Genomic DNA, 22,249 nt, shown 5'->3' with positions numbered 1-22,249 from the left:
GCGCGCACCCGCGTCGCCGAGGCCGCCCGCTCGGCCGAGTACGCCGAGCGCATCGCCGCCACCGACCCCCGCGAGGCTCTCGCCTCCGCCCAGCGCGCCTCGCAGCTCGCCCAGCAGGCGCTCGAGCGGGCGCGGGCCGACGCCGGCGCCTACTCCGCCCCGAACGCCGTCGGCAGCCCCTACGGTGGCGACACGACCGGCGCGTTCCTCGGCGGGATCCTGGTCGAGTCGCTCCTGGGAGGCGGACGCCGCAGCGGCTACCGCTCGGGCGGCTTCGGCGGAGGCGGGTTCAGCGGCGGCTTCGGCGGAGGCGGCTCGTCCCGGCGCTCGGGCGGCGGCGGCTTCGGCGGCGGGCGCAGCAGCGGCGGAGGCGGACGCCGCGGCGGCGGCGGGCGCTTCTGAGCGCCCCCGGGCATCCGCGCAGGACCGACGACCACCACCTCCCCCACGACTCCGGCACCACCTCCGACATCCGGCACCACCCACGACGCAAGGAGAGACACCCATGGCTCAGAGACAGTCGATCTTCGGCCGCATCGCGCAGCTCGCGAAGGCCAACATCAACGCGCTCCTCGATCAGGCCGAGGATCCGCAGAAGATGCTCGACCAGATGGTCCGCGACTACACCGACAGCATCCGCGACGCCGAGGCGGCGATCGCCACCACGATCGGCAACCTGCGCCTGCTCGAGGACGACTACCGCGAGGACGTGCAGAACGCCCAGGAGTGGGGCGGCAAGGCCCTCGCCGCGAGCCGCAAGGCCGACGAGCTGCGCACCGGCGGGAGCGCCGGCGACGCCGACAAGTTCGACGCGCTGGCCAAGGTCGCTCTGCAGCGCCAGATCCAGTCCGAGAAGGAGGCGAAGGACGCCGAGCCGACCATCGCCTCGCAGACCGAGGTCGTCGACAAGCTCAAGTCGGGCCTGAACCAGATGCGCGAGAAGCTGCAGCAGCTCTCGAGCAAGCGCGACGAGCTGATCGCGCGCTCGAAGACCGTCGAGGCGCAGAGCCAGGTCCAGGACGCCGTGAAGAGCATCGACCTGATGGACCCGACGAGCGAGGTGAGCCGTTTCGAGCAGAAGATCCGCCGCGAGGAGGCGCGCGTCCGCGGCGCGGAGGAGCTCGCCTCCTCGAGCCTGGACGCGCAGTTCGAGTCGCTCGAGGACCTCGGTGAGATGACCGAGGTGGAGGCGCGCCTCGCCGCGCTCAAGTCCGGCCGCCCGCAGGACTCGATCGGCTCCTGAGCCCGTGCGCCTCCGGCGGCGGTCCCGCCGGAGGCGCAACCCACCCTTCCCGACACGCGCGGGGCGAAGGCTGGCAATCGCCATGGTGCGGTGCCGCCGCCGTCCCCGTAGTGTTCACACCAGGTTGCCCTTGACCCCGGTCGCCCTGATGCCGCGTCCGGCCCCTACCGACGCGGTGAACCATGAGCGGACCGCCCCCGTCGGGATCGCTCGCCGAGAGACCGTCGACGCCGACGGTCACCACGAAGAGCGAGGCGCCGATGAGCACCCCCACCACCACGTCCGTCACCGGAGGCGCCCCCCGCGTCGTCCGCACCCGCCCCCGCGCCGACGGCCGCGTCAACCCGACGACCGAGTACTCCGGTCTCCTCAGCACGGTCCGCGACGCGGGGCTCCTCCGCCGCCGCACCGGCTTCTACTACACGATGTTCGGCGCGCTGGTCCTCGCGCTCGGCGGCATCGTCACCGGCTTCGTCCTGCTGGGCGACTCCTGGTTCCAGCTCCTGCTCGCCGCCGCCCTCGGCATCGTGCTGACGCAGTTCGCCTTCCTCGCCCACGAGGCCTCGCACCGCCAGGTGTTCGAGTCCGGCAAGGCCAACGACGTCGCCGGCCGCACCCTCGCGAACCTCTTCGTCGGCATCAGCTACTCCTGGTGGATGACCAAGCACAGCCGCCACCACGCGAACCCGAACGTGCTGGGCAAGGACCCGGACATCGAGCGCGACGTCGTCTCCTTCACCGCCGAGGACGCGGCCCGCTCGCGCGGCCTCTACGCCTGGCTCACCCGCCGCCAGGGGTACGCGTTCTTCCCGCTCCTGCTGCTCGAGGGCCTCAACCTGCACCTGCACGGCTTCCGCACCGTGTTCGGCAAGGGCAAGGTCGACAAGCGCTGGGTCGAGATCACCATGCTCGTCACCCGCGTCGGCCTCTACCTCGCCGTCGTCTTCTGGGCCCTCCCCCTCGGCATGGCGTTCGCCTTCGTCGGCGTGCAGCTGGGCGTCTTCGGCCTCTACATGGGCGCCTCGTTCGCGCCGAACCACAAGGGCATGCCGCTGCTGCCGAAGGAGGCGCGCGTCGACTTCCTCCGCCGCCAGGTCCTCACCTCGCGCAGCATCCGCAGCACCTGGTTCACCGACCTCTACATGGGCGGCCTCAACTACCAGGTGGAGCACCACCTCTTCCCGAACATGCCCCGCCCGGCGCTGCGCCGTGCGCAGGTCATCGCCAAGGAGTACTGCACCACCCACCAGATCCCCTACACCGAGACCTCGCTGATGGAGTCGTACGCGATCGTCGTCCGCTACCTCAACAAGGTCGGCCTGTCGGCCGGCGGCGACCCGTTCGACTGCCCCGCCGCCTCCGCCTACGGACGCTGAGCACTCCCCCTTCGGAGGCCCCTCGCACCTTCCCGGTGCGGGGGGCCTCCGTCGTTCGCGGGAGCGCAAGGGGGTGCCCCCGCGGGCGGCGGAGTCGTAGCGTCGGGACATGAGCAGCTCCGACTACGACATCGAGCCCACCCCCGCCGACACGACCGACGGCACCGACACGACCGACGGCGCCCGCACGCCCGACCCCGCCACCGAGACCGGCACCTCCGCGGGCCTCGACGAGGTCGGCGGCGCGGCCTCCCCCCTGGCCGACGGCGTCGGCGCCGACGGCGAGGAGCAGAACCCCCCGCTGCCCGACTGGGGCCCCACCGACGGCGTCCACGGCACCGACGCCGAGACCGACGCCTCGGGCACCGAGCAGCACTGACACGGCTCCGCGAGGGACCTCCCCGGCCGGTCGGCGAACGTTCCGACCGCGTTCCGAGGAGGTCCCTCCGTGTTCGCCGGAGGGTCGGCCGGCGCTCGGGCGGCGCGCCCTACACTGGCGAAATGCAGCCGACCGAACGCGCCCTCCGCGTGATCTCCTACAACCTCCGGGAGCACCGAGCGCACGCCGAGATCGCCCCCCTCGCCGCCCGCCACGACATCGACGTCCTGTGCCTGCAGGAGTGCGACACCACGAAGCTGCCGCAGGAGGTGGGCTCGCTCCGGCTCGCGTCCGTCACGGCCCGCAACCGCCTGGGCCTGGCCGTCTACTACTCGCAGGACCGCTTCGAGCTCTCCGGCAGCGCCGCGTTCGAGCTCAGCAAGTCCATGCACGACCGCGTGATGTCCCCCGCTCACGAGCGCCTGCTGGCCGTCCGCCTCGACGACCGCGACGGCGGATCGATCGCCGTCTCGTCCTTCCACGCCGCTCCGCTCTCGGCCGGCAACGCCTTGCGCCGCAAGCAGATCGACGAGGCGCTGAACCGGCTGCGCGAGTACGCGCCGGACACCCCCTCCCTGATGGTCGGCGACTACAACTACCCGTGGTTCTTCCGCGGACTCGACCGCCGGATGACCCGGAACGGCTACCTGGTCTCGCGGAGCGACTCCCCGACCTACGCGCGCTACCGCTACTTCAGCGGCCACTTCGACTTCGCGATCAGCGACTCCGTGCGGATCGAGCGGGTCTCCACGCTGCCCCAGGGCGTCTCGGACCACCTCCCGGTGATGGTCGACGCGCACTACGGCGTCTCCGCCGCCTGAGCGCGGGGCCCGCGGGCCCGCGCGGTCGGTAGGCTCAGGGGGTGACGACCCTGATCCTCGCCCGGCACGGAGAGACTGTCTGGCACTCCGAGAACCGCTTCGCGGGCTCCTCCGACATCGCGCTGACCCCCCGGGGCCAGGACCAGGCGGCGACTCTGGCCGCCTGGGCCGTCGACGCCGACCTCGAGGCGGTGTACTCCTCCACCCTGGTCCGGGCCGTGCGCACCGCCGTGCCCGCCGCGCGGGCGGCCCACCTCGAGCTGCAGCCCGACCCGGCCCTGGTCGAGGTCGACTTCGGCCGCGGCGAGGGGCTGACCACCGACGAGATGGAGAAGCGCTTCCCGGACGAGTACCACGCATGGGTCGCCGCACCGGCCATCCAGCCGATGCCCGGCGGCGAGTCCGGCCTCGACGCCGTCGCCCGCGCGAACACCTCGCTCGCCCGCATCCACCGCGAGCACCCCGACGGCCGCGTGCTCGTCGTCGCGCACGGCACGCTCATCCGCCTCCTGCTGTGCGCCTACCTCGGCATCAACCCCGAGACCTATCGGCACACCTTCCCGGTGGTCGACAACGTCTCGCTGACCACGCTGCGCTGGGACGCGACCGGCGTCGGCCTGCTCGGCTACAACGTCCCGCCCGTCCAGACGCAGCGGCGCTCCAGCTGAGCGCAGCGGTCGCTCCGGAGCGGCGCCCGGCGAGCGCGGGCTCGATCGGCCTGGTGCTCGGGTCGGTCGCGAGCGTGCAGCTGGGCGCCTCCTTCGCCGTGCTGCTCTTCCCCGCCGCGGGGCCTATCGGCACCGTCACGCTCCGGCTGGTGTTCTCAGCCGTCGTGCTGCTCCTGGTCTGCCGTCCGCGGCTGCGCGGCCACAGCCGGAGCGACTGGGCCACTGTCGCCGCCTACGGTCTCGCCCTCGGCGGGATGAACGCCTGCTACTACGAGGCCATCGCCCGGATCCCGCAGGGCGCCGCCGTCACCCTCGAGGTGCTCGGGCCGCTGACGCTCTCGGTGATCGCCGGGAGGAGCGTGCTGAGCCTGGTCTGGGCGGTGCTCGCGCTGGCCGGAGTGGTGACCCTGTCGCAGGGCGGGTTCTCGGCGCTGGACCCGGTCGGCGTCGGCTTCGCGCTGGGGGCCGCAGTGCTCTGGGCCGCGTACATCGTCTTCGCCGGCCGCACCGGCGGGCGGTTCCAGGGGATCGACGGGCTCGCGCTGGCGCTGGCGGCCGGCGCGATCGTGTCGCTGCCGTTCGGCATCGCCTCCGCCGGGCCCGCCCTGGTGGTGCCGCCGGTGCTGCTCCTCGGGCTCGCCGTGGCGGTGCTCTCCTCCGCGGTGCCCTACGCGCTGGAGCTGCTGGCGTTGCGGCGCCTGCGCTCCTCCACCTTCTCGATCCTGATGTCGCTCTCTCCCGGGGCGGCCGCGCTCTCGGGCTTCCTCGTGCTCGGCCAGCGCCTCAGCGCCGTCGAGGCCGTCGGGATCGCGCTCGTGGTCGCCGCGAGCATCGGAGCGGTGCGGACCGCACGGACCTCCGCCTGAGCGACGGTTCTTTTGTTAGGCTAACTATGTGCCATCGACCGAGATCGCTGAGATCCAGACCCCGCAGACCGATCTCCCGCTGACCTCCCTCGCGGGCGAGGTGCGGGCAGCGGTCGGCCGGCTCGGACGGCGGCTCCGGCAGGAGAAGGCCCAGCACGAGCTCAGCGATCCGCAGTTCAGCGTGCTCGCGCTCCTGCACCGCGAGGGCGCGAAGACCCTCGGCGAGCTGGCCGAGGCGGAGCGGGTCCGCCCGCCCTCGATGACCCGCACGGTCGGCTGCCTGGTCGACGAAGGACTCGCGGAGCGCCTCGCCGACCCCGCCGACGGCCGCGTCACCCGCATCCGCCCCACCGGGGCCGGCACCGCACTGGTGCTCGACGTGCGCCGCAGCCGCGACGCCTGGCTCGTGGCGCGCCTCGAGGAGCTCCCTCCCGAGGACCTGCGCCTGCTCCACGACGCGGCAGCGGTCCTGCGCGCGGTGGCCGACCGATGAGCGCGATGTTCCGCTCCCTCGCCGTGCCGAACTACCGCATCTGGTTCGCGGGCGCGATGGTCTCGAACGTCGGCACCTGGATGCAGCGCACGGCCCAGGACTGGATCGTGATCAACGACCTGACCGACCACGACGCGACGGCGCTCGGCGTCACCATGGCGCTGCAGTTCGGACCGCAGCTCGTGATGGTCCCCTTCTCCGGCTTCATCGCCGACCGCTTCGACCGGCGGAAGCTCCTGATGGCCACCCAGGGCGCGATGGGCGCGCTCGGCCTCGGCCTGGGACTCATCGTCGTGACCGGGGTCGTCCAGCTCTGGATGGTCTACCTCTTCGCCCTGCTGCTCGGCTTCGCCGCGGCGATCGACGCGCCCGTGCGCCAGACGTTCGTCTCGGCGCTGGTCGAGGAGCGCGACCTCACCAACGCCGTCTCGCTGAACTCGGCCTCCTTCAACTCGGCGCGGATGATCGGACCGGCCCTCGCGGGCGTGCTGATCGCCGCGGTCGGCTCCGGCTGGGTCTTCCTCCTCAACGCCGCGAGCTTCCTCGCCGTCCTGCTCTCGCTGCGCGCGCTGCACCGCGACCAGCTCCGCAGCGCCCCGCGCGCCACCCGCGGCCCGGGTGCCCTGCTGGAGGGGTTCCGCTACGTGTCGAAGCGGCCGGACATCCTCGTGGTGCTCGCGATCGTGTTCCTGATCGGCACCTTCGGCCTGAACTTCCCGATCTTCGCCTCGACGATGGCGACCGTCGAGTTCGACATGGGGGCGAGCGAGTTCGGCCTGCTCTCCTCCGCCATCGCCGTCGGCTCGGTGCTGGGGGCGCTCCTCTCGGCTCGCCGCGACCGCCCGAGGCTCCGGCTCATCGTCGGCGCCTCCGCGGCGTTCGGCGTCGCGCTCGCGCTGGCCGGCGTCATGCCGACGGTCTGGGCGTTCGCGATCCTGCTCCCCTTCGTCGGCATCGCGGCGCAGACGCTGATGACCTCGGCCAACGGCTACGTGCAGCTCTCGACCGCCCCCGAGATGCGGGGCCGGGTCATGGCGCTGTACATGGCCATCTTCGTCGGCGGCACCCCGATCGGCGCACCGCTGATCGGCTGGGTCGCGAACGCCTACGGCCCGCGCCAGGCGATGCTGGTCGGCGCCGCCTCCGGGATCGCGGCGGCCGCCATCGGACTCGCCTTCCACCTCCGCCTGCGCCGCGCCGCCCGGCTCGCGGCCCCCGAGCCGGAGGCCCTTCCCGCTACCGGCGGTGTCCCACTGCTGCGCCCCCGCGCCTAGGCTCCGTCAGCCGGTCCGCGCGCCGGAGCGGATCCGCGGACAGCCGGCTAGACGGGTCGTCGTCGACGCGGGGCGCGTCCGCCGCCCGCCCTCAGGCCTCGCGGGTGATCTCGACGCGGACGAAGAGCTTCGACGAGCGGGGCCCGGCGAACACCCCGCGCAACGGCGCGATGTCGTTGTAGTCGCGGCCCCGGCCGACGATGACGTGGCGGTCGCCGATGTCGATCAGGTTCGTCGGGTCGTAGCCGCGCCAGGCTCCTCCGCAGAACCACTCGACCCAGGCGTGGGACTCCCCCACCACGGTCTCGCCGATCTCGGCGTGCGGCTTGGGGTGCAGGTAGCCCGAGACGTAGCGCGCCGGGATGCCCACCGAGCGCAGAGCCCCGAGCACGATGTGCGTGATGTCCTGGCAGACGCCCTCGCGCGCGGTCCACGACTCCGTCGCGGTGGAGTGCACGCCGGTGACGCCCTGCCGGTAGGTCATCGCCCGGCCGATCGTCTCGGCGATCATGAGCGCGGCCTCGCACGGCCCGGCCGCCTCGTCCGCGAGCGAGCGCGCCATCGCCGAGAGGTCCTCCGGCGGCGCGGTGCGGTGGGTCTGCTTCGACTGCTCCACGTACTCGGTGCGCGTCTCGACCTGCTCGGACAGCTGATCCCATCCGGTCGGGTGGTCGGGGTGCTGCTTCGGCCGGATCTCGACGAGCGAGGTCGCCGTCAGCGAGAGCTCGCGGTGGGCGTCGAGCACGTCGAACGACGAGACGCGGGTGCCCCAGTAGTCGGTGTAGGCGTGCACCGAGGTCACCGGCCGGATGTCGAGGTTCGAGAACAGCACCAGCTGCCCGTCCGAGGAGGCGGGGAGCATCCGCGCCTCGTTGTAGGACGCGACCACGTCCCCCGCGTAGGTGAAGCCCGTGGTGTGCCTGATGCGCAGCCTGCTCACAGCGCCTCCCCGATCCAGCTCGGCATGACGTTGGTGGGGAAGTACCGCTGGCGGATCGCCTCGGACGCGGCCGAGGTCGCCTCCTGCACGCTGTCCATGTGCCGCGGCAGGTCCTCGAGGATGTCGGTGATCGGCCGGAACTCCAGCTCGCTGCGGATCCGCCCGAGGACGCGCTGCGCGTCGCCGGAGTGGCCGATGCGGCCGGTGCGCGGCTCGATGTCGCGCATGCACGCCTCCGCCCGCGAGACCGAGAAGAGGATCGAGCGCGGGAACAGCCGGTCCAGGAGGAGGAACTCGGCAGCGTTCCGCGCGCTCGGCACGCCCCGGTAGGTGCGCAGGTACGCCTCGTAGGCGCCGCAGGAGCGGAGGATCGTGGTCCAGGAGGGGCCGCTCGCCTCGGTCAGCGAGCGGGTGGCGAGCAGGCGGGCGGTCATGTCGGCGCGCTCGATCGAGCGGCCGAGCGTGAAGAACTGCCAGGCCTCGTCGCGCGAGGTCGCCGACTCGATGATGCCGACGGCGAGGGCGGAGCGCTCGCGCACCCAGCTGAAGAACTCCGACACCCGCTCGCCCGAGACGCGGCGCGGCATGCGGGTGCGCGTGGTGTTGAGGCACTCCCAGAGCTCGGTCGAGACGATCTCGCGCGCCCGGCGGGCGTTCTCGCGGGCCGCGCCGAGCGAATAGGCGATCGAGGCGGGGTTCGTGCGGTCGATCGCGAGGATCGCCAGCACGTCGGCACGGGTGATCTCGCGCATATCGTCGGGCGGGGTCGAGCCCATCACCGACAGGAGCGAGCGGCAGGCCGTGTCCTCGTCGATCCACGGGTCCTCGAGCAGGAGCTGGAGGTGGACGTCGAGGATGCGGGCGGTGCCGTCGGACCGCTCGATGTAGCGGCCGATCCAGAACAGCGACTCGGCGATCCGGGAGAGCATCAGTCGTCCTCCCCCGCCGCGAGCGTCTGCTGCTGCTGCTGCTGGTCCTGGTCGGTGTTCGGCGCGTCCTGCGGCGAGTGGTCGGGCGTGTGGTTGAGCGGGTAGACGATCGGGATGGAGCTGGTGACCGCGGCCTGCTCGGCGACGAGCGCCTGGATGTCGCGCGCCTCGGGATCGGCGCTGCGCGCCTCCTCGAGGCCGACCACCCAGGTGTCCTTCGATCCGCCGCCCTGCGACGAGTTGACGACGAGCTGCCCCTCGGGGAGCGCGACGCGGGTCAGGCCGCCGGGCAGCACCCAGACGTCGGTACCGTCGTTCACGGCGAAGGGCCGCAGGTCGGCGTGCCGGGGGCGCATCCCGTCGTCGACGAGGGTGGGGATGGTGGAGAGCTGCACGACCGGCTGCGCGATCCAGCCGCGCGGGTCGGCCTGGAGGCGGGAGCGCAGCTCCGCGAGCTCCTTCGCCGAGGCGGCCGGCCCGACGACCAGGCCCTTGCCGCCGGAGCCGTCGACCGGCTTCACGACGAGCTCGTCGAGGCGGTCGAGCACCTCCTCGAGCGCTCCCGGGTCCTCGAGCCGCCACGTGTCGACGTTCTTGATCACCGGCTCCTCCGAGAGGTAGTAGCGGATGAGGTCGGGCAGGTAGGTGTAGACGAGCTTGTCGTCGGCGACGCCGTTGCCGACCGCGTTGGCGATCGTGACGTTCCCGAGCCGGGCCGCGAGCATCAGCCCGGGCGAGCCGAGCATCGAGTCGGCGCGGAACTGCAGCGGATCGAGGAACTCGTCGTCCACGCGGCGGTAGATCACGTCGACCCGGGTCGGGCCGGAGGTGGTGCGCATGAACACCTTGCCGCCCGTGCAGAACAGGTCGCGGCCCTCGACCAGCTCGACGCCCATGAGGCGGGCGAGGAGGGTGTGCTCGAAGTAGGCGGAGTTGTAGACGCCCGGGGTGAGCACGACCACGGTCGGGTCGTCGACGCCCTCGGGGGCGGAGGCGCGGAGGGCCTGCAGCAGCTTGTTCGGGTAGTCGCCGACCGGGCGCACCCGCATCGAGACGAACAGCTCGGGCAGCGTCTGCGCCATCACCCGGCGGTTCGAGATGACGTAGGAGACGCCGGAGGGCACGCGGACGTTGTCCTCGAGGACCCGCCAGCCGCCCTTCTCGTCGCGGATCAGGTCGATCCCGGACACCTGGATCCGCACGCCGTTCGCGGGGACGATGCCCGCGGCCTGCCGGTGGAAGTGGCTCGAGCTCGAGATCAGCCCGGCGGGGATGACGCCGTCGGCCACGGCGTTCTGCGGGCCGTAGACGTCGGCGAGGAACGCCTCGAGAGCACGGACCCGCTGCTTGATGCCGGTCTGCACCTCGTTCCACTCGGCGCGCTCGATCACCCGGGGGACGGCGTCGAGGGGGAACGGCCGCTCCTCCCCCGCGAAGTCGAAGGTGACGCCCTGCGCGAGGTAGGAGGAGGCGAGCGCGTCGGTGCGGCCGCGCAGCTCCTCCTGGGTCATCCGCGCGAGCGAGGAGTAGATGTCGCGGTAGGCGCCGCGGACCCCGTCGGGGCCTCCGGTCGACGCCACGTCGGCGAACATCTCGTCCCAGGGGGTGGCGCCCGTGTCGGGCCGCTCGACCTTCTGGGACCCGTATCCGTCGAAGAGGTCACCCATGGCACGACTCTAGTGCGGGGCGTATTGCGGGGATGTTTCGGGCGGCCGCGGGGCGAGCGGGGCGGGTCGGCGACGTCCGGGCACGGCGCCTCCACCGTCCTGCGACAGCCCGGCGGAGGCCCGGGGATCCTCGGGAATAGATCCGGCTGCACGTGGTTGAATGAGGATGTACATGCAAACGCATGGACCAGGCCCCACCGGGCCGGAGGACAGAAGGAGCGCCTGATGCAGTTCGGCATCTTCACGGTCAGCGACATCACGACCGACCCCACGACCGGACGGACCCCGTCCGAGTCCGAGAAGATCCAGGCGACCCTCGCGATCGCGCTGAAGGCGGAGGAGATCGGCCTCGACGTCTTCGCCCTGGGCGAGCACCACAACCCGCCGTTCTGGTCCTCCTCCCCCACCACCACGCTCGGCTACCTCGCGGCGAAGACCGAGAGGATCACGCTCTCCACCGCGATGGCCCTCATCACCACGAACGACCCCGTGAAGCTCGCCGAGGACTACGCGATGCTCCAGCACCTCGCCGGCGGCCGCGTCGACCTGATGCTCGGCCGCGGCAACACCGGCCCCGTCTACCCTTGGTTCGGCAAGGACATCCGCCGCGGCATCGAGCTGACGATCGAGAACTACGACCTGCTGCACCGCCTGTGGACCGAGGACTTCGTCGACTGGGAGGGCCAGTTCCGCACTCCCCTCCAGGGCTTCCAGTCGACCCCGCGCCCCCTCGACGGTGTCGCGCCGTTCGTGTGGCACGGATCGATCCGCTCCCCTCAGATCGCGGAGCAGGCCGCCTACTACGGCGACGGCTTCTTCGCGAACCACATCTTCTGGCCCGCCTCGCACACCCAGAAGATGGTGCAGCTCTACCGCCAGCGCTTCGAGCACTACGGCCACGGGACCGCCGACCAGGCGATCGTCGGCCTCGGCGGGCAGATCTTCCTGGCGAAGAACTCGCAGGACGCGGTCTCGCAGTTCCGCCCCTACTTCGACAACGCCCCCGTCTACGGCCACGGCCCCTCGCTCGAGGACTTCACGGAGCAGACCCCGCTCACCGTCGGCTCCCCGCAGCAGATCATCGACCGCACCCTCGGCTTCCGCGAGTACGTCGGCGACTACCAGCGCCAGCTCTTCCTGATGGACCACGCGGGACTCCCGCTGAAGACCGTCCTGGAGCAGATGGACATGCTCGGCGAGATCCTCCCCGCCCTCCGCGCCGGCTTCGCCGAGGGCCGCCCCTCGCACGTGCCCGACGCCCCCACCCACGCCTCCCTCGTGGCCGCGCGCGACGCGCAGCCCGCGGCCGAGCCCGTCACCGTCTAGTCAGGAGCTCTCCATGGACACCCGCAGGATCACCGTCCTCTCGGCCGGCCTCAGCCAGCCGTCCTCGACCCGGCTGCTCGCCGACCGCCTGGCCGACGCCGCCGAGTCCTCCCTCACCGAGCAGGGCTTCGCCGTCGAGCGGAGCGTCGTGGAGCTGCGCGACCTCGCGCACGACGTCACGAACAACCTCCTCACCGGCTTCGCGAGCCCCGCTCTGCAGACCGCGCTCGACGCGGTCGCCGGCGCCGACGGCCTGATCGCCGTGACGCCGATCTTCACCACCAGCTACAGCGGGCTCTTCAAGTCGTTCGTCGACGTGCTCGACACGGAGGCGCTGCGCGGCCTGCCCGTGCTGCTGGCGGCCACGGGCGGGTCCCCCCGCCACTCCCTGGCCGTCGACTACGCGATGCGCCCGCTCTTCACCTACCTGCACGCGGCGCCCCTCGCGACCACCGTGTTCGCGGCGACGGACGACTGGGGCGGCGCGACCGAGGACGGACGGGCGCTGCCCTCGCGCATCGAGCGCGCCGGACGCGAGCTGGCCGATCAAGCCGCCCGCTCCTCCCGCTCGGGCTCCACGCCCGACCCGTGGGCGCTCGACGGCTCGTTCGAGGGGATGCTCGGCCGCCGCGGCTGAACGCCCGCCGCGCGGATCGGCCGCTCCTCTCATGGATCGGCCGATCCGTCCAGCCGCGATACCCGCGGCCCTGCCGGAATAGCCTGCCCCCGGGAGCCTGCCGCTGGCCCCCGGAAGGAGGCCGTCATGGGCCTGACCAGCAAGGGGCTCCCCTCGGGGGCTCTCGACCTCTCGCAGCTCGGACGCGCGGTCCTCGACCGCCGCCGCTTCCTCGGAGCCCTCGGCGTCGCCGCCTCCGTCCCGGTCCTCTCCGGCTGCGGCTTCGCCCCCGCGGGCCCCGCGGCGAGCGCCGGCAGCGACACCCTCACCTTCACCACCTGGGGCACCGACGCCGAGCTGGCCGGCTTCCAGCGCGCGATCGACGCGTTCCAGTCGGCGAACGCCGGCGCCACCGTGACCCTCAACGCGGTCCCTTACGAGCAGATGTTCACCAACATCGACGCGCAGCTGCAGGCGGGGAACCCGCCGGACGTCTTCCGGGTCCCGTACTACACGTTCGGCAGCTACGCCGGCCGCGACCAGCTCCTGGACCTGTCGGGCTTCCTCGACTCCGACGTCGCCGAGCGGTTCACCGATCCGGCCTGGGCCGCGGTGCAGAGCGGCGGGAGCCCCTTCGGCGTCCCCCACCACACCGACACCTCGCTGATCCTCTACAACACGCAGGTGCTGGCCGACGCGGGCGTCACCTCCTTCCCCTCCTCGCCCGAGGAGGCGTGGACCTGGGAGGAGTTCACCGAGGTCGGGCGGAAGCTGCGCGCCTCGCTCCCCGCCGAGCGCTACCCCTTCGCCTACAACTGGCAGGGCAATGGCGTCACCCGCTGGCTGAGCCTGCTGTTCCAGGCCGACGGCCGCTTCCTCACCGAGGACCTGTCCGGGCCCGCGATCGACTCCGCCGCTGGCCGCGCCGCGATCGACTTCAGCCGCAGCTTCTTCACCGACGGCCTCGTGCCGCCGAGCAGCTCCGTGCAGGCGACCACCTACGCCAGCGACCTCTGGTACTCGCAGACCACCGCGATGACCTTCGCCGGCGCGTTCCTCATCCCCGACGCCGACTCCACCCTCGACTTCGAGTGGGGCGCCACCTACTCCCCGCGCAACGTGCGCGGAGGCGGCGACTTCGGCGGCAACGCCCTCGTCGCGACCAAGGCCGCGAAGAACCCGGAGCTGGCCGCCTCCTTCCTCGCGTTCGTGACGGAGGAGGAGGCGATGCGCGACTTCTGCGCCGGCGCCTCGCTCCTCCCCACTCGCCGCGACCTCACGGAGTCGGGCATCGAGTTCGCCGTGCGCCCCGAGCTCGCCGAAGTGTTCCTCGGCCAGGCGGGCACCGTCCAGGCGTCCGACTCGGCGCAGGTCGCCTCGCCCGACATGGCCGCGATCATCACGGTGCTCAAGGAGCAGCTGGAGCAGGCCTTCGTCGGCGGGCGCAGCACCGAGGACACCATCGCCGGCCTCACCTCCGGCATCGCGGCCGCGACGCAGTGAGCCGGTCGGTCCTCGCGCCGGAGGCGGTGACCGCCCGCCCCCGGCGCACCTCCCGCGCCCCCGCCCGCGAGACGGCGGCCGCCTACGCGTTCCTCGCGCCGAACCTGCTGATGCTCGGACTGTTCGTGTTCGTCCCCCTGGGCGGCGCGTTCCTGATCGGCTTCCAGCGCACGAACGGCTTCGGCGACGGCGTCTTCGTCGGGCTCGACAACTACGCGCGGCTGCTCGGCGACGGCCTCTTCTGGCGCTCGACGCTGAACACGGCGCTGTTCACCCTGATCGTGACCCCGCTCTCGATGGCGCTGGGCCTCGGCGCGGCGGTGCTGATGAACTCGGTGCTGCCCGCGCGGCCGGTGTTCCGCAGCATCCTCATCCTGCCGATGGCGGTCTCCGGCGTGGCGACGGCGCTGATGGGCGTGCTGATCTTCGACGAGAACAGCGGCGTGCTCGACGGCATGCTCCAGACGATCGGCCTCCCCCGCATCGCCTGGCAGTCCGGCGGAGCGGCGGCCTTCGCCTCCGTGGTGCTCGTCACCCTGTGGTGGCGCACCGGCTTCAACATGCTGATCTACCTGGCGGGGCTGCAGGGGGTGAACCCGGCGCTCTACGAGGCGGCCCGGCTCGACGGAGCGAACGCGTGGCAGCAGTTCCGCCACGTGACGCTGCCGCTGGTCGGCCCGTCGTCGTTCTTCCTGCTCATCCTCAACGTCATCTACTCGTTCCAGGTGTTCGACATCGTCTTCGTGCTCACCGGCGGCGGACCGCAGAACGCGACCTCGGTGCTCGTGACCTACGCCTACGACACCGGATTCGTCACCCGCGACCAGGGCTACGCCGCGGCCATCGGCATCGTGCTGCTGATCCTGACCATGATCTTCACCGCCGTGCAGTGGCGCACCAACCGCTCGAGGGACCTCGTCGAATGATCCGCACGTCGCGCACCTCGCGCCTGCTCCGCCTCGCCCTCGCCCTCGGCGTCTCGGTGGTCATCGTCTTCCCGCTGTACTGGATGGTGGTCGTCGCGTTCTCCTCGCGGTCCGAGCTGCTCGGCGGCACCCTCCGCCTCTGGCCGCGCGAGCTGACACTGGTGAACTTCGAGCGCGTGTTCTCGTCGTTCCCCGTGGCGACCTGGTTCGGCAACTCCCTCGCGATCAGCCTGGTCACCGCTTTGATCACCGTGACGATCAACCTGCTCGGCGGCTACGCCTTCGCACAGCTGCGGTTCCGCGGATCCGGAGTGCTCTTCCTCCTGGCCCTGTCGACGCTCACCCTGCCCGTGCAGGTGATCATGGTGGCGCTGTTCCGGCTCGTCACCGACCTCGGCCTCTACGGGAGCTACTGGGCGGTGATCCTGCCGACGGCGGCCTCGGCGTTCGGGCTGTTCCTGGCGCGGCAGTTCATCCTCGCGATCCCGCGGGACCTGATCGAGGCGGCCCGGATCGACGGCGCCGGGCACTTCCGCGTGTTCACGGCCATCGTCCTCCCCCTCTCGAAGCCGCTCATCGCCGTGCTCTTCTTCATGTCGCTGCTCGGCTCCTGGAACGACTTCGCCTGGCCGCTCATCGCCCTGAAGGAGAACGCGCTGTTCACGCTCCCGATCGGGCTGCTCTTCCTCCAGGGGCAGTTCGGCAGCGACTACGGAGCGACCATGGCGTTCGCCCTGGTGAACGTCGTGCCGATGGTGGTGCTGTTCCTGGTGTTCCAGCGCTACTTCGTGCAGGGCTTCGCGCGCAGCGGCCTCCGCTGACCCCGCGGCGGGGGGTGCGGATCGGTGCGCTGAGCGGCCATTCGTCCCCCCGTCCGGGGCCGGGAGTGTCAATCCCCCCGTTCCGCCGACCCGGCCGGCGCCGCCCCGCGGTACCGTCGTCGCAGGCGCCCACCTCGTGCGCTCCGGAGCGCACCGTTCGAGCGGAAGGCGGGATCGCCATGAGTACCGTCGCCGCGAACGCCGCCCAGCAGAAGGTGGCCGGCCGCTACTACCTGATCGAGCGCATCGGCTCCGGCGGGATGGGCTCGGTCTACCGGGCCCGCGACGAGACCGTGCAGCGCGAGGTCGCCGTGAAGGTGTTCCGCGCGGAGGCCTCGAACCCCGAGGACGTGGCCCGCCAGGAGCGCGAGGTGCGGATGCTGAGCTCCTTCGCCCACCCCGGCATCGTCAATCTCTTCGACGCGGGGCTGCACAACTTCGGCGGCGAGGTCCGCCGCTACGTCGTGATGGAGCTCGTCGCCGACCCCACGATGGAGGCGCGGCTCGAGTCCGGCCCCCTCCCGGCGGCGGAGGTCGCGGCGATCGGCACGCAGCTCGCCGAGGCCCTGGCCTACCTGCACGAGCGCGGCGTCGTGCACCGCGACGTCAAGCCCGCGAACATCCTGGTCAGCGAGGTCGCCTCCAGCGGCTACGCCCGCACCGCCAAGCTCACCGACTTCGGCGTGGCCCACTTCATGGACGGCTCCCGCCTCACCAGCGACGGCGTCGTGATCGGCACCGCGAGCTTCGTCAGCCCGGAGCAGGTCGCGGGCGAGCCGATCAGCGGAGCGAGCGACGTCTTCTCCCTCGGCCTGGTCCTCCTCGAGGCGATCACCGGTCACCGCGAGTACTCGGGCACGGTCCTCGAGGCGGCGATCGCCCGCCTCCACCGCAGCCCCTCCGTGCCCGACACGCTGCCGGCGGAGTGGCGGGCGCTGCTGACCTCGATGACGCAGCGGGACCCGGAGAAGCGGCCGACCGCCGACGAGGTAGCGCACCGGCTCCGCGGCGGGATGACGACGGGCTCGGCTTCGGGCGCGCCGACCGCCTCGGACTCGCGCGCGGCACGGATCCGGCGCTCCGTGATCATCGGCTCGAGCGTGGTCGGCGTCGGCGCGATCGCGGCGCTGTCGTGGATGCTCGGAGCGCTCGCCGGTCGCTGACCGTTCGGGCGCGGGGCCCTAGGCCTCGCCGGGGAACGCGGGACGGAGCACGATCCTCGTCCAGGCGCCCACGTAGATCCGGTCGCCCTCCTCGACCTCGCGGCGCTGACCGGCGGCGATCGGCGACTGCGGGAGCGCAGCCCCGGCCGGGGCGAGGTACGTGCCGTTCGCCGACTGCAGATCCTCGACCCACCAGCGGTAGCCGTCGGTGCTCAGCTGGCAGTGGCGCCGCGAGACACCGGAGTCGGAGCCGCAGTCCACCTGCGGCGAGATGCCGCGGGAGACGGACGGGCGGCCGACGAGCAGGGTGCGCTCGCGGAGGACGACGGTCGCGGGCGGGCCGGGCGAGGGCATGGGGTCGTCGGCGCGCTGCTCGGCGTACCACTCCGGGTCGACCCAGAGCTCGGCGATCCACGGGCGGTCCGGGTCCGCGGAGGCGGCGGCGGGGTGGGCGGAGCCGGTGGCCGGCGCGGACGCGGACTCCTCCTCTGATGCTGAGGCCCCGGGTGCCGCGTCGGGGGCTGCGGCCTCGGGTGCAGGGGCCTCCGGGATCACCTCGGTCGGCGGAGCGGCGGGCGGCGCGGTCGCGACGGGGGTGTCGAAGCCGGCCTCCTGCTCCGGAACCAGCTCGGTGGGAGCCGCGGGATCGGCCTGCGGCGCGGGCGCCTCGCCCAGGTGCTGGGCCGGGTCCCCCGACGGCGTCGCGGAGCCGCCGACCTCGCCCGGAGCGCGGACGGCGCCGGAGGAGGTGAACGGATCGGCCTCGGGGAGGGAGCCGGTCGTGAAGTCGTAGCCGCAGTTCTCGCAGAACAGGGCGCCGGGCTCGTTCGGGAACGAGCAGTGCGGGCAGACCGAGGGGCCGGTCGGGATCGCGGTGGTCGGCGCGGCGGGGGCGGGCGACGGGGCCGCAGCGGCACCGATGGGCGCTCCGCAGACGTCGCAGTAGTCGCCGGACTGCGAGGTGTGCCCCTCGGGGCAGCGGAAGCTCACTTGCGCACCCGCGTGGTCTTGGTCGACGCGGTGTCCAGCGCCATCTCGTCGAGGCGGTCCACGCCGCGCTTGAGCCGCACGGTGCCCTCGTTCGGGTTGTCGATCTCGACGACCTTCCGCAGCTTCGCGGTCGCCTCGTCGTTCCCGGTGACGGAGGCGAGCTGCACCGCGCGCCCGAGCTTGACCGTGGCGGTCGCCTCGTCGCCCCGCGCCTTGGCTGCGAGCCCGTCCTGGATCGCCGAGGCGAGCTCGGTCTGGCCGGTGTAGTGGGCGACGGCGGGGTCGATGCGGGCGGTCAGGGCGGAGTCGTCCGTCCAGCGCGCCTTCACCAGGGCGGAGGCGACCACCTCGTCGCGCACGCTGAGCTGCACCCGCGCGGCGAGCTGCTCCGAGCCGACCGGCTTCGACGCGACCCGCACCGCCACGTGGTACTCCCGCGACTCGTCGCCCCAGGCGCCGGTCGGGTAGGCGCCGGTGAGCGGGTTCACGGCGTTCCGCCGGGAGCTGAGGTCCTCGAGGTTCGGCGCGACCTGGCGGACGAAGAGCAGCTGCGCGCCCTGCGGAGTCCAGACGCGGAGCTCGCCGTTGGCGACTCCCCGGCCCATCGACGCCCGCATCAGCGACTCGAAGTCGGCGGCCATGTCGGCCGGGTTCGCGATCAGGCCCACGGTGCCCAGCAGGGCGCTCGCGATGGTGCGCGCCTCCTCGACGATCCAGCGGGAGCCGACGCCGCGCACGTCGCACTGGAAGTCGCCCGACGCCGCGCGGATCGCCGCGTCCAGCTGCATCCGCGACTCGTGCTCGTTCTTGCCGTCGGTGAGGAGGATCGCGTGCCTCTGCGTCGCCTCCGGCACGGTCGCGAACAGCTGGCGGGCGAGGGTCAGCCAGGTGCCCATCGCGGTGCCGCCGTCGGCCTGGAGGTAGCCGATCGCCTCCTTCGCCGCGGCTCGCGCCCCCGGCTCCATCCGCACCATCGAGACGGTGGCGTTGGGGTACGGGAAGGCGCGGTCGGCGCGCTCGGACCCGGCCACGACGGCGAAGAAGGTGCCGTCCAGGATCTGGTCGACGGCCACGGCGGCGGCGCGCTTGGCGGCCGTCATGTTCTCGCCGGTCATCGATCCGGAGCAGTCCACGATGATGATCTCGGCCGCGGCCCCGTCGGACCCGGCGACCCCCGTGCGGGACGCGGTCACCGTGACGATGGCGTGCACGTCGGTGGCGCCGTCCGAGAGGAACTCGTTCTGGAAAACACTCGCGCTGAACTCCGCCATTCCGGCAGTTTACGGGGACGCCCGGCCCGAGCGGCCCTCCATCGCCGAGGATCGGCCGGGCATCGCGGCCCGACGCCTGCACGACAGCTGTCGGGGCGGGCGGAGGCGGGTCGAGCGCCGCCGGAGCGCCCCCGTCAAGCCCGCCGCGACCGGACGCCGCCGGTGCCAGGGTGGAGCCGTGCCTCCCTGGACCCTCGCCCTCGCCAGCGGCGCCATCGGCGGCGCCACCCTCCTGATCGGCGCCGCGCTCGCCTGGTTCGTGCGCGTGCCCCCGAAGCTCACCGCCGCGATCTCGGCGTTCGGAGCAGGGGTGCTGATCTCGGCGCTCGCCTACGAACTCGTGCAGGAAGCGGCGGACGACGGAGGACTGCTCCCGACGATCCTCGGCACGCTCGCGGGAGCCGTCGTCTTCGTCGGCGCGGACGCGCTGCTCACCCGCGCCGGCGCGGGGAACCGCAAGAGCGCGAAGGGCTCGGGCGGAGGAGGAGGCGCGGCCATCGCGGCCGGCGCCCTGATCGACGGGGTCCCCGAATCGATCGTGCTCGGCCTCTCGGTCGCCCAGGGCGGAGCGGGAGCGGCGATCAGCGTGCCCATCGTCGCCGCGGTCGCGATCTCGAACCTCCCCGAGGGCCTGTCCTCGACGGTCGGCATGAAAGCCGACGGCCGCTCCGCCCGCTACGTCTTCACCGTCTGGGGCGGGATCGCCGCGATCTCGGCCGCCGCAGCGCTGGTCGGCTTCCTGGTCTTCGCCACCGCACCGGGCGCGGTCGTGGCCTTCGTGACGACCGTCGCCGCCGGCGCGATCCTCGCCATGATCTCGAACACGATGATCCCCGAGGCGTTCGACCGCGACGACGTGCTCACCGGGCTGTACGCGGTCCTCGGGTTCGTGACGGCGTTCGCCTTGCACAGTGCTGGTTAGGACGCCGCTCCCCGCGCGGCGTCCCGCAGTCGGCTCGAGCGCGGGGCCGGGTCCCGAGGAGCGGGTCGCGTACGGCGACGCGGATCCGCTGGAACGCGGATCCCCGGATACGCCTCGCGAGGACGCCGCTGGTTAGGACGCCGCTCCCCGCGCGGCGTCCCGCAGTCGGCTCCAGCGCGGGGCCAGGTCCCGAGGAGCGGGATGCGCACGGCGACGCGGATCCGCTGGAACGCGGATCCCCGGATACGCCTCGCGAGGACGCCGCTGGTTAGGACGCCGCTCCCCGCGCGGCGTCCCGCAGTCGGCTCCAGCGCGGGGCCGGATCCCGAGGAGCGGGATGTGCACGGCGACGGGGATCCGCTGGAACGCGGATCCCCGGATACGCCTCGCGAGGGCGCCGCTGCCTTCGCGGCGTCCCGCAGTCGGCTCCAGCGCGGGGCCGGGTCCCGAGGAGCGGGACGCGCACGGCGACGCGGATCCGCTGGAACGCGGATCCCCGGATACGCCTCGCGACGGCGCCGCTGCCTTCGCGGCGTCCCGCAGTCGGCTCCAGCGCGCGGCCGGGTCCCGAGGAGCGGGACGCGCACGGCGACGCGGATCCGCTGCACCGCGGACACCCGGATACGCCTCGCGAGGACGCCGCCGCCTGCGGAACGGAGTGCGGTCAGCCGCTGAAGGCGGTGAGGGCGTCGTCGAGGATGCCGAGGCCGCGGGCGACCTCGGCGGGGGTGATGACGGCCGGCGGGACCACGTGGATCCGGTTGTCGGCGGTGAAGGGCAGGAGACCGCGGGACAGCAGGTCGGTCTTGAGGCGGGCGACGGAGGCCGCCGGCAGCGGGGTGCGCGCGGCCCGGTCGGTGACCAGCTCCAGGGCCCAGAACACTCCGGAGCCCCGGACCTCGCCGATCAGGTCGTGCTTCGCCTCGAGCGCCGCCAGGCCGGGGGCCAGGTGCTCCGAGCCGATGGTGCGCGCGTTGTCGACGATCCCCTCCTCCTCCATCGCCTCGAGCGTCGCGACGACGCTGGCCGCGGCGAGCGGGTGGCCCGAGTAGGTGAGGCCGCCGGGGAAGACGCGCTCGTCGAAGTGGTGGGCGATCGGATCCGAGATGACGACACCGCCGATCGGGACGTAGCCGGAGTTGACGCCCTTCGCGAAGGTGATCAGGTCGGGGCGCACGTCGAAGGCGTCGAAGGCGAACCACTCCCCCGTGCGCCCGAAGCCCGCCATGACCTCGTCGAGGATCAGCTGGATGCCGTACCGGTCGGCGATCTCGCGCACACCCGCGAGGTAGCCGGGCGGCGGGGTGAGCACGCCGGCGGTGCCGGGGATGGTCTCGAGGAGGAACGCGGCGATCGACTCCGGCCCCTCCGCCTGCACGACGCGCTCGAGGTGGTGGAGGGCGCGCTCGCACTCCTGCTCGAGGGTCTCGGCCCAGAACTCGCTGCGGTACAGGTAGGGCCCGAAGGCGTGCACGTGCCCGCGGGAGTACTCGTTCGGGATGCGGCGCCAGTCGCCGGTCGAGACGATCGCCGCTCCCGTGTTGCCGTGGTACGAGCGGTACAGCGAGACGACCTTGTCGCGGCCGGTGAACAGCCGCGCCATGCGGATCGCGTTCTCGTTCGCGTCCGCGCCGCCGTTGGTGAAGAAGACCTTCTCCATGCCCTCGGGCGCCCGCTCGGTGATCAGGCGGGCCGCCTCGGCGCGGGTCTCGTTCGCGTAGGCCGGGCCGACGGTGGTGAGGACGCCCGCCTGCTCCTGGATCGCGGCGACGACCTTCGGGTGCTGGTAGCCGATGGTGACGTTCACGAGCTGGCTCGAGAAGTCGAGGTAGCGGGTGCCGTCGACGTCCCAGACCTCGGCGCCGAGACCGCCCGCGATCGGCAGCGGATTCAGCGCGCCCTGCGCCGACCAGGAGTGGAACACGCGGGACCGGTCGGCGGCGGTGACCGAGGCGTTGTCGCGGACGGTGGGGGCGGTCGAGGACGTCATGCTCCCCATCGTGCCGCGCGCGCCTCAGAAGTGGGCGTGCGGATCCGTCGATCCGCGGACCCTAC

21 protein-coding genes and 1 pseudogene are annotated in these 22,249 nt (G+C 72.6%); 16 read left to right on the top strand and 6 right to left on the bottom strand.

The window, feature by feature from the left end; translation table 11 throughout:
- The 9 genes and pseudogenes from GTU71_RS16195 to GTU71_RS16160 all read left to right on the top strand — a co-directional run.
- Nucleotides 1-402 (top strand): annotated as a pseudogene (locus GTU71_RS16195) (hypothetical protein); the annotation flags it as partial.
- 103 nt (nt 403-505) lie between these two features.
- Nucleotides 506-1,243: a PspA/IM30 family protein gene (locus GTU71_RS16190; RefSeq protein ID WP_104223858.1), complete on the top strand. Its 738-nt coding sequence runs from the start codon at nt 506-508 to the stop codon at nt 1,241-1,243.
- A gap of 260 nt (nt 1,244-1,503) precedes the next feature.
- Nucleotides 1,504-2,619, top strand: coding sequence for an acyl-CoA desaturase (locus tag GTU71_RS16185; protein WP_104226226.1), 1,116 nt, complete (start codon nt 1,504-1,506; stop codon nt 2,617-2,619).
- A gap of 109 nt (nt 2,620-2,728) precedes the next feature.
- Complete coding sequence (locus GTU71_RS16180) at nt 2,729-2,998, top strand: hypothetical protein (protein WP_104258105.1); 270 nt, start codon at nt 2,729-2,731, stop codon at nt 2,996-2,998.
- Between the two features lie 122 nt (nt 2,999-3,120).
- Nucleotides 3,121-3,819: an endonuclease/exonuclease/phosphatase family protein gene (locus GTU71_RS16175; RefSeq protein WP_104283194.1), complete on the top strand. Its 699-nt coding sequence runs from the start codon at nt 3,121-3,123 to the stop codon at nt 3,817-3,819.
- A gap of 41 nt (nt 3,820-3,860) precedes the next feature.
- Nucleotides 3,861-4,487, top strand: coding sequence for a histidine phosphatase family protein (locus GTU71_RS16355; protein ID WP_104223854.1), 627 nt, complete (start codon nt 3,861-3,863; stop codon nt 4,485-4,487).
- Between the two features lie 53 nt (nt 4,488-4,540).
- Entirely contained in the window at nt 4,541-5,353 is an 813-nt protein-coding gene (locus GTU71_RS16170; RefSeq protein ID WP_244230592.1) for an EamA family transporter, read from the top strand.
- Between the two features lie 28 nt (nt 5,354-5,381).
- A complete protein-coding gene (locus GTU71_RS16165; RefSeq protein WP_244230591.1) occupies nt 5,382-5,846 on the top strand; it encodes a MarR family transcriptional regulator in 465 nt (154 codons plus the stop codon).
- Entirely contained in the window at nt 5,843-7,120 is a 1,278-nt protein-coding gene (locus GTU71_RS16160) for an MFS transporter (protein WP_104246866.1), read from the top strand. Before GTU71_RS16165 ends, GTU71_RS16160 begins: the two co-directional genes overlap by 4 nt.
- 91 nt (nt 7,121-7,211) lie before the next feature.
- Here the strand turns inward: GTU71_RS16160 and GTU71_RS16155 are convergent, their stop codons facing one another.
- The 3 genes from GTU71_RS16155 to GTU71_RS16145 are packed head-to-tail and all read right to left on the bottom strand — an operon-like array spanning nt 7,212 to nt 10,656.
- Nucleotides 7,212-8,060: a transglutaminase family protein gene (locus tag GTU71_RS16155; protein ID WP_159941045.1), complete on the bottom strand. Its 849-nt coding sequence runs from the start codon at nt 8,058-8,060 to the stop codon at nt 7,212-7,214.
- Nucleotides 8,057-8,989 carry an alpha-E domain-containing protein gene (locus tag GTU71_RS16150; RefSeq protein ID WP_104223851.1) on the bottom strand — a complete coding sequence of 311 codons (933 nt, stop codon included), beginning with the start codon at nt 8,987-8,989 and terminating at the stop codon, nt 8,057-8,059. The genes GTU71_RS16155 and GTU71_RS16150 overlap by 4 nt, the downstream gene beginning before the upstream one ends.
- Nucleotides 8,989-10,656, bottom strand: coding sequence for a circularly permuted type 2 ATP-grasp protein (locus GTU71_RS16145; RefSeq protein WP_159941043.1), 1,668 nt, complete (start codon nt 10,654-10,656; stop codon nt 8,989-8,991). Before GTU71_RS16145 ends, GTU71_RS16150 begins: the two co-directional genes overlap by 1 nt.
- 225 nt (nt 10,657-10,881) lie before the next feature.
- Here GTU71_RS16145 and GTU71_RS16140 point away from each other — a divergent pair, with 225 nt between their 5' ends.
- From GTU71_RS16140 to GTU71_RS16115, 6 genes are all read left to right on the top strand, one after another.
- Nucleotides 10,882-11,982 carry an LLM class flavin-dependent oxidoreductase gene (locus GTU71_RS16140; protein ID WP_104223849.1) on the top strand — a complete coding sequence of 367 codons (1,101 nt, stop codon included), beginning with the start codon at nt 10,882-10,884 and terminating at the stop codon, nt 11,980-11,982.
- 13 nt (nt 11,983-11,995) lie between these two features.
- Complete coding sequence (locus GTU71_RS16135) at nt 11,996-12,619, top strand: FMN reductase (RefSeq protein ID WP_104249848.1); 624 nt, start codon at nt 11,996-11,998, stop codon at nt 12,617-12,619.
- Between the two features lie 126 nt (nt 12,620-12,745).
- Entirely contained in the window at nt 12,746-14,101 is a 1,356-nt protein-coding gene (locus GTU71_RS16130) for a sugar ABC transporter substrate-binding protein (protein ID WP_104223847.1), read from the top strand.
- Nucleotides 14,102-14,127: 26 nt separating this feature from the next.
- Nucleotides 14,128-15,027, top strand: coding sequence for a sugar ABC transporter permease (locus tag GTU71_RS16125; protein ID WP_244229482.1), 900 nt, complete (start codon nt 14,128-14,130; stop codon nt 15,025-15,027).
- Nucleotides 15,024-15,848, top strand: coding sequence for a carbohydrate ABC transporter permease (locus GTU71_RS16120; RefSeq protein ID WP_104223846.1), 825 nt, complete (start codon nt 15,024-15,026; stop codon nt 15,846-15,848). The genes GTU71_RS16125 and GTU71_RS16120 overlap by 4 nt, the downstream gene beginning before the upstream one ends.
- Before the next feature lie 179 nt (nt 15,849-16,027).
- Complete coding sequence (locus GTU71_RS16115) at nt 16,028-17,011, top strand: serine/threonine-protein kinase (RefSeq protein WP_104223845.1); 984 nt, start codon at nt 16,028-16,030, stop codon at nt 17,009-17,011.
- An 18-nt stretch (nt 17,012-17,029) separates the two neighbouring features.
- Here GTU71_RS16115 and GTU71_RS16110 read toward each other — a convergent pair whose 3' ends face one another.
- Together GTU71_RS16110 and GTU71_RS16105 are read right to left on the bottom strand one after the other, a co-directional pair.
- Complete coding sequence (locus GTU71_RS16110) at nt 17,030-18,001, bottom strand: FHA domain-containing protein (protein WP_159941041.1); 972 nt, start codon at nt 17,999-18,001, stop codon at nt 17,030-17,032.
- Nucleotides 17,998-19,272: a VWA domain-containing protein gene (locus GTU71_RS16105; RefSeq protein ID WP_104329392.1), complete on the bottom strand. Its 1,275-nt coding sequence runs from the start codon at nt 19,270-19,272 to the stop codon at nt 17,998-18,000. The genes GTU71_RS16110 and GTU71_RS16105 overlap by 4 nt, the downstream gene beginning before the upstream one ends.
- A gap of 178 nt (nt 19,273-19,450) precedes the next feature.
- Between GTU71_RS16105 and GTU71_RS16100 the strand changes: the two genes are divergently transcribed.
- On the top strand, nt 19,451-20,194 hold the full coding sequence (locus GTU71_RS16100) for a ZIP family zinc transporter (protein WP_104223842.1): 744 nt from the start codon (nt 19,451-19,453) through the stop codon (nt 20,192-20,194).
- Nucleotides 20,195-20,858: 664 nt separating this feature from the next.
- Here GTU71_RS16100 and GTU71_RS16095 read toward each other — a convergent pair.
- Nucleotides 20,859-22,184: an aspartate aminotransferase family protein gene (locus GTU71_RS16095; protein ID WP_104246876.1), complete on the bottom strand. Its 1,326-nt coding sequence runs from the start codon at nt 22,182-22,184 to the stop codon at nt 20,859-20,861.
- Between the last annotated feature and the right edge of the window lie 65 nt (nt 22,185-22,249).

This window comes from Rathayibacter sp. VKM Ac-2762, assembly GCF_009866585.1.
Classification (GTDB): Bacteria; Actinomycetota; Actinomycetes; order Actinomycetales; family Microbacteriaceae; genus Rathayibacter.
Note: the sequence above shows the minus strand (reverse complement) of the source record. Positions and strands in the feature narration are given on the sequence as shown.

Coding starts and splice junctions, on each gene's coding strand:
- GTU71_RS16190 (WP_104223858.1), top strand. CDS start 506: ATGGCTCAGAGACAGTCGATCTTCGGCCGCATCGCGCAGCTCGCGAAG.
- GTU71_RS16185 (WP_104226226.1), top strand. CDS start 1,504: ATGAGCACCCCCACCACCACGTCCGTCACCGGAGGCGCCCCCCGCGTC.
- GTU71_RS16180 (WP_104258105.1), top strand. CDS start 2,729: ATGAGCAGCTCCGACTACGACATCGAGCCCACCCCCGCCGACACGACC.
- GTU71_RS16175 (WP_104283194.1), top strand. CDS start 3,121: ATGCAGCCGACCGAACGCGCCCTCCGCGTGATCTCCTACAACCTCCGG.
- GTU71_RS16160 (WP_104246866.1), top strand. CDS start 5,843: ATGAGCGCGATGTTCCGCTCCCTCGCCGTGCCGAACTACCGCATCTGG.
- GTU71_RS16150 (WP_104223851.1), bottom strand. CDS start 8,989: ATGCTCTCCCGGATCGCCGAGTCGCTGTTCTGGATCGGCCGCTACATC.
- GTU71_RS16145 (WP_159941043.1), bottom strand. CDS start 10,656: ATGGGTGACCTCTTCGACGGATACGGGTCCCAGAAGGTCGAGCGGCCC.
- GTU71_RS16140 (WP_104223849.1), top strand. CDS start 10,882: ATGCAGTTCGGCATCTTCACGGTCAGCGACATCACGACCGACCCCACG.
- GTU71_RS16135 (WP_104249848.1), top strand. CDS start 11,996: ATGGACACCCGCAGGATCACCGTCCTCTCGGCCGGCCTCAGCCAGCCG.
- GTU71_RS16130 (WP_104223847.1), top strand. CDS start 12,746: ATGGGCCTGACCAGCAAGGGGCTCCCCTCGGGGGCTCTCGACCTCTCG.
- GTU71_RS16120 (WP_104223846.1), top strand. CDS start 15,024: ATGATCCGCACGTCGCGCACCTCGCGCCTGCTCCGCCTCGCCCTCGCC.
- GTU71_RS16115 (WP_104223845.1), top strand. CDS start 16,028: ATGAGTACCGTCGCCGCGAACGCCGCCCAGCAGAAGGTGGCCGGCCGC.
- GTU71_RS16105 (WP_104329392.1), bottom strand. CDS start 19,272: ATGGCGGAGTTCAGCGCGAGTGTTTTCCAGAACGAGTTCCTCTCGGAC.
- GTU71_RS16095 (WP_104246876.1), bottom strand. CDS start 22,184: ATGACGTCCTCGACCGCCCCCACCGTCCGCGACAACGCCTCGGTCACC.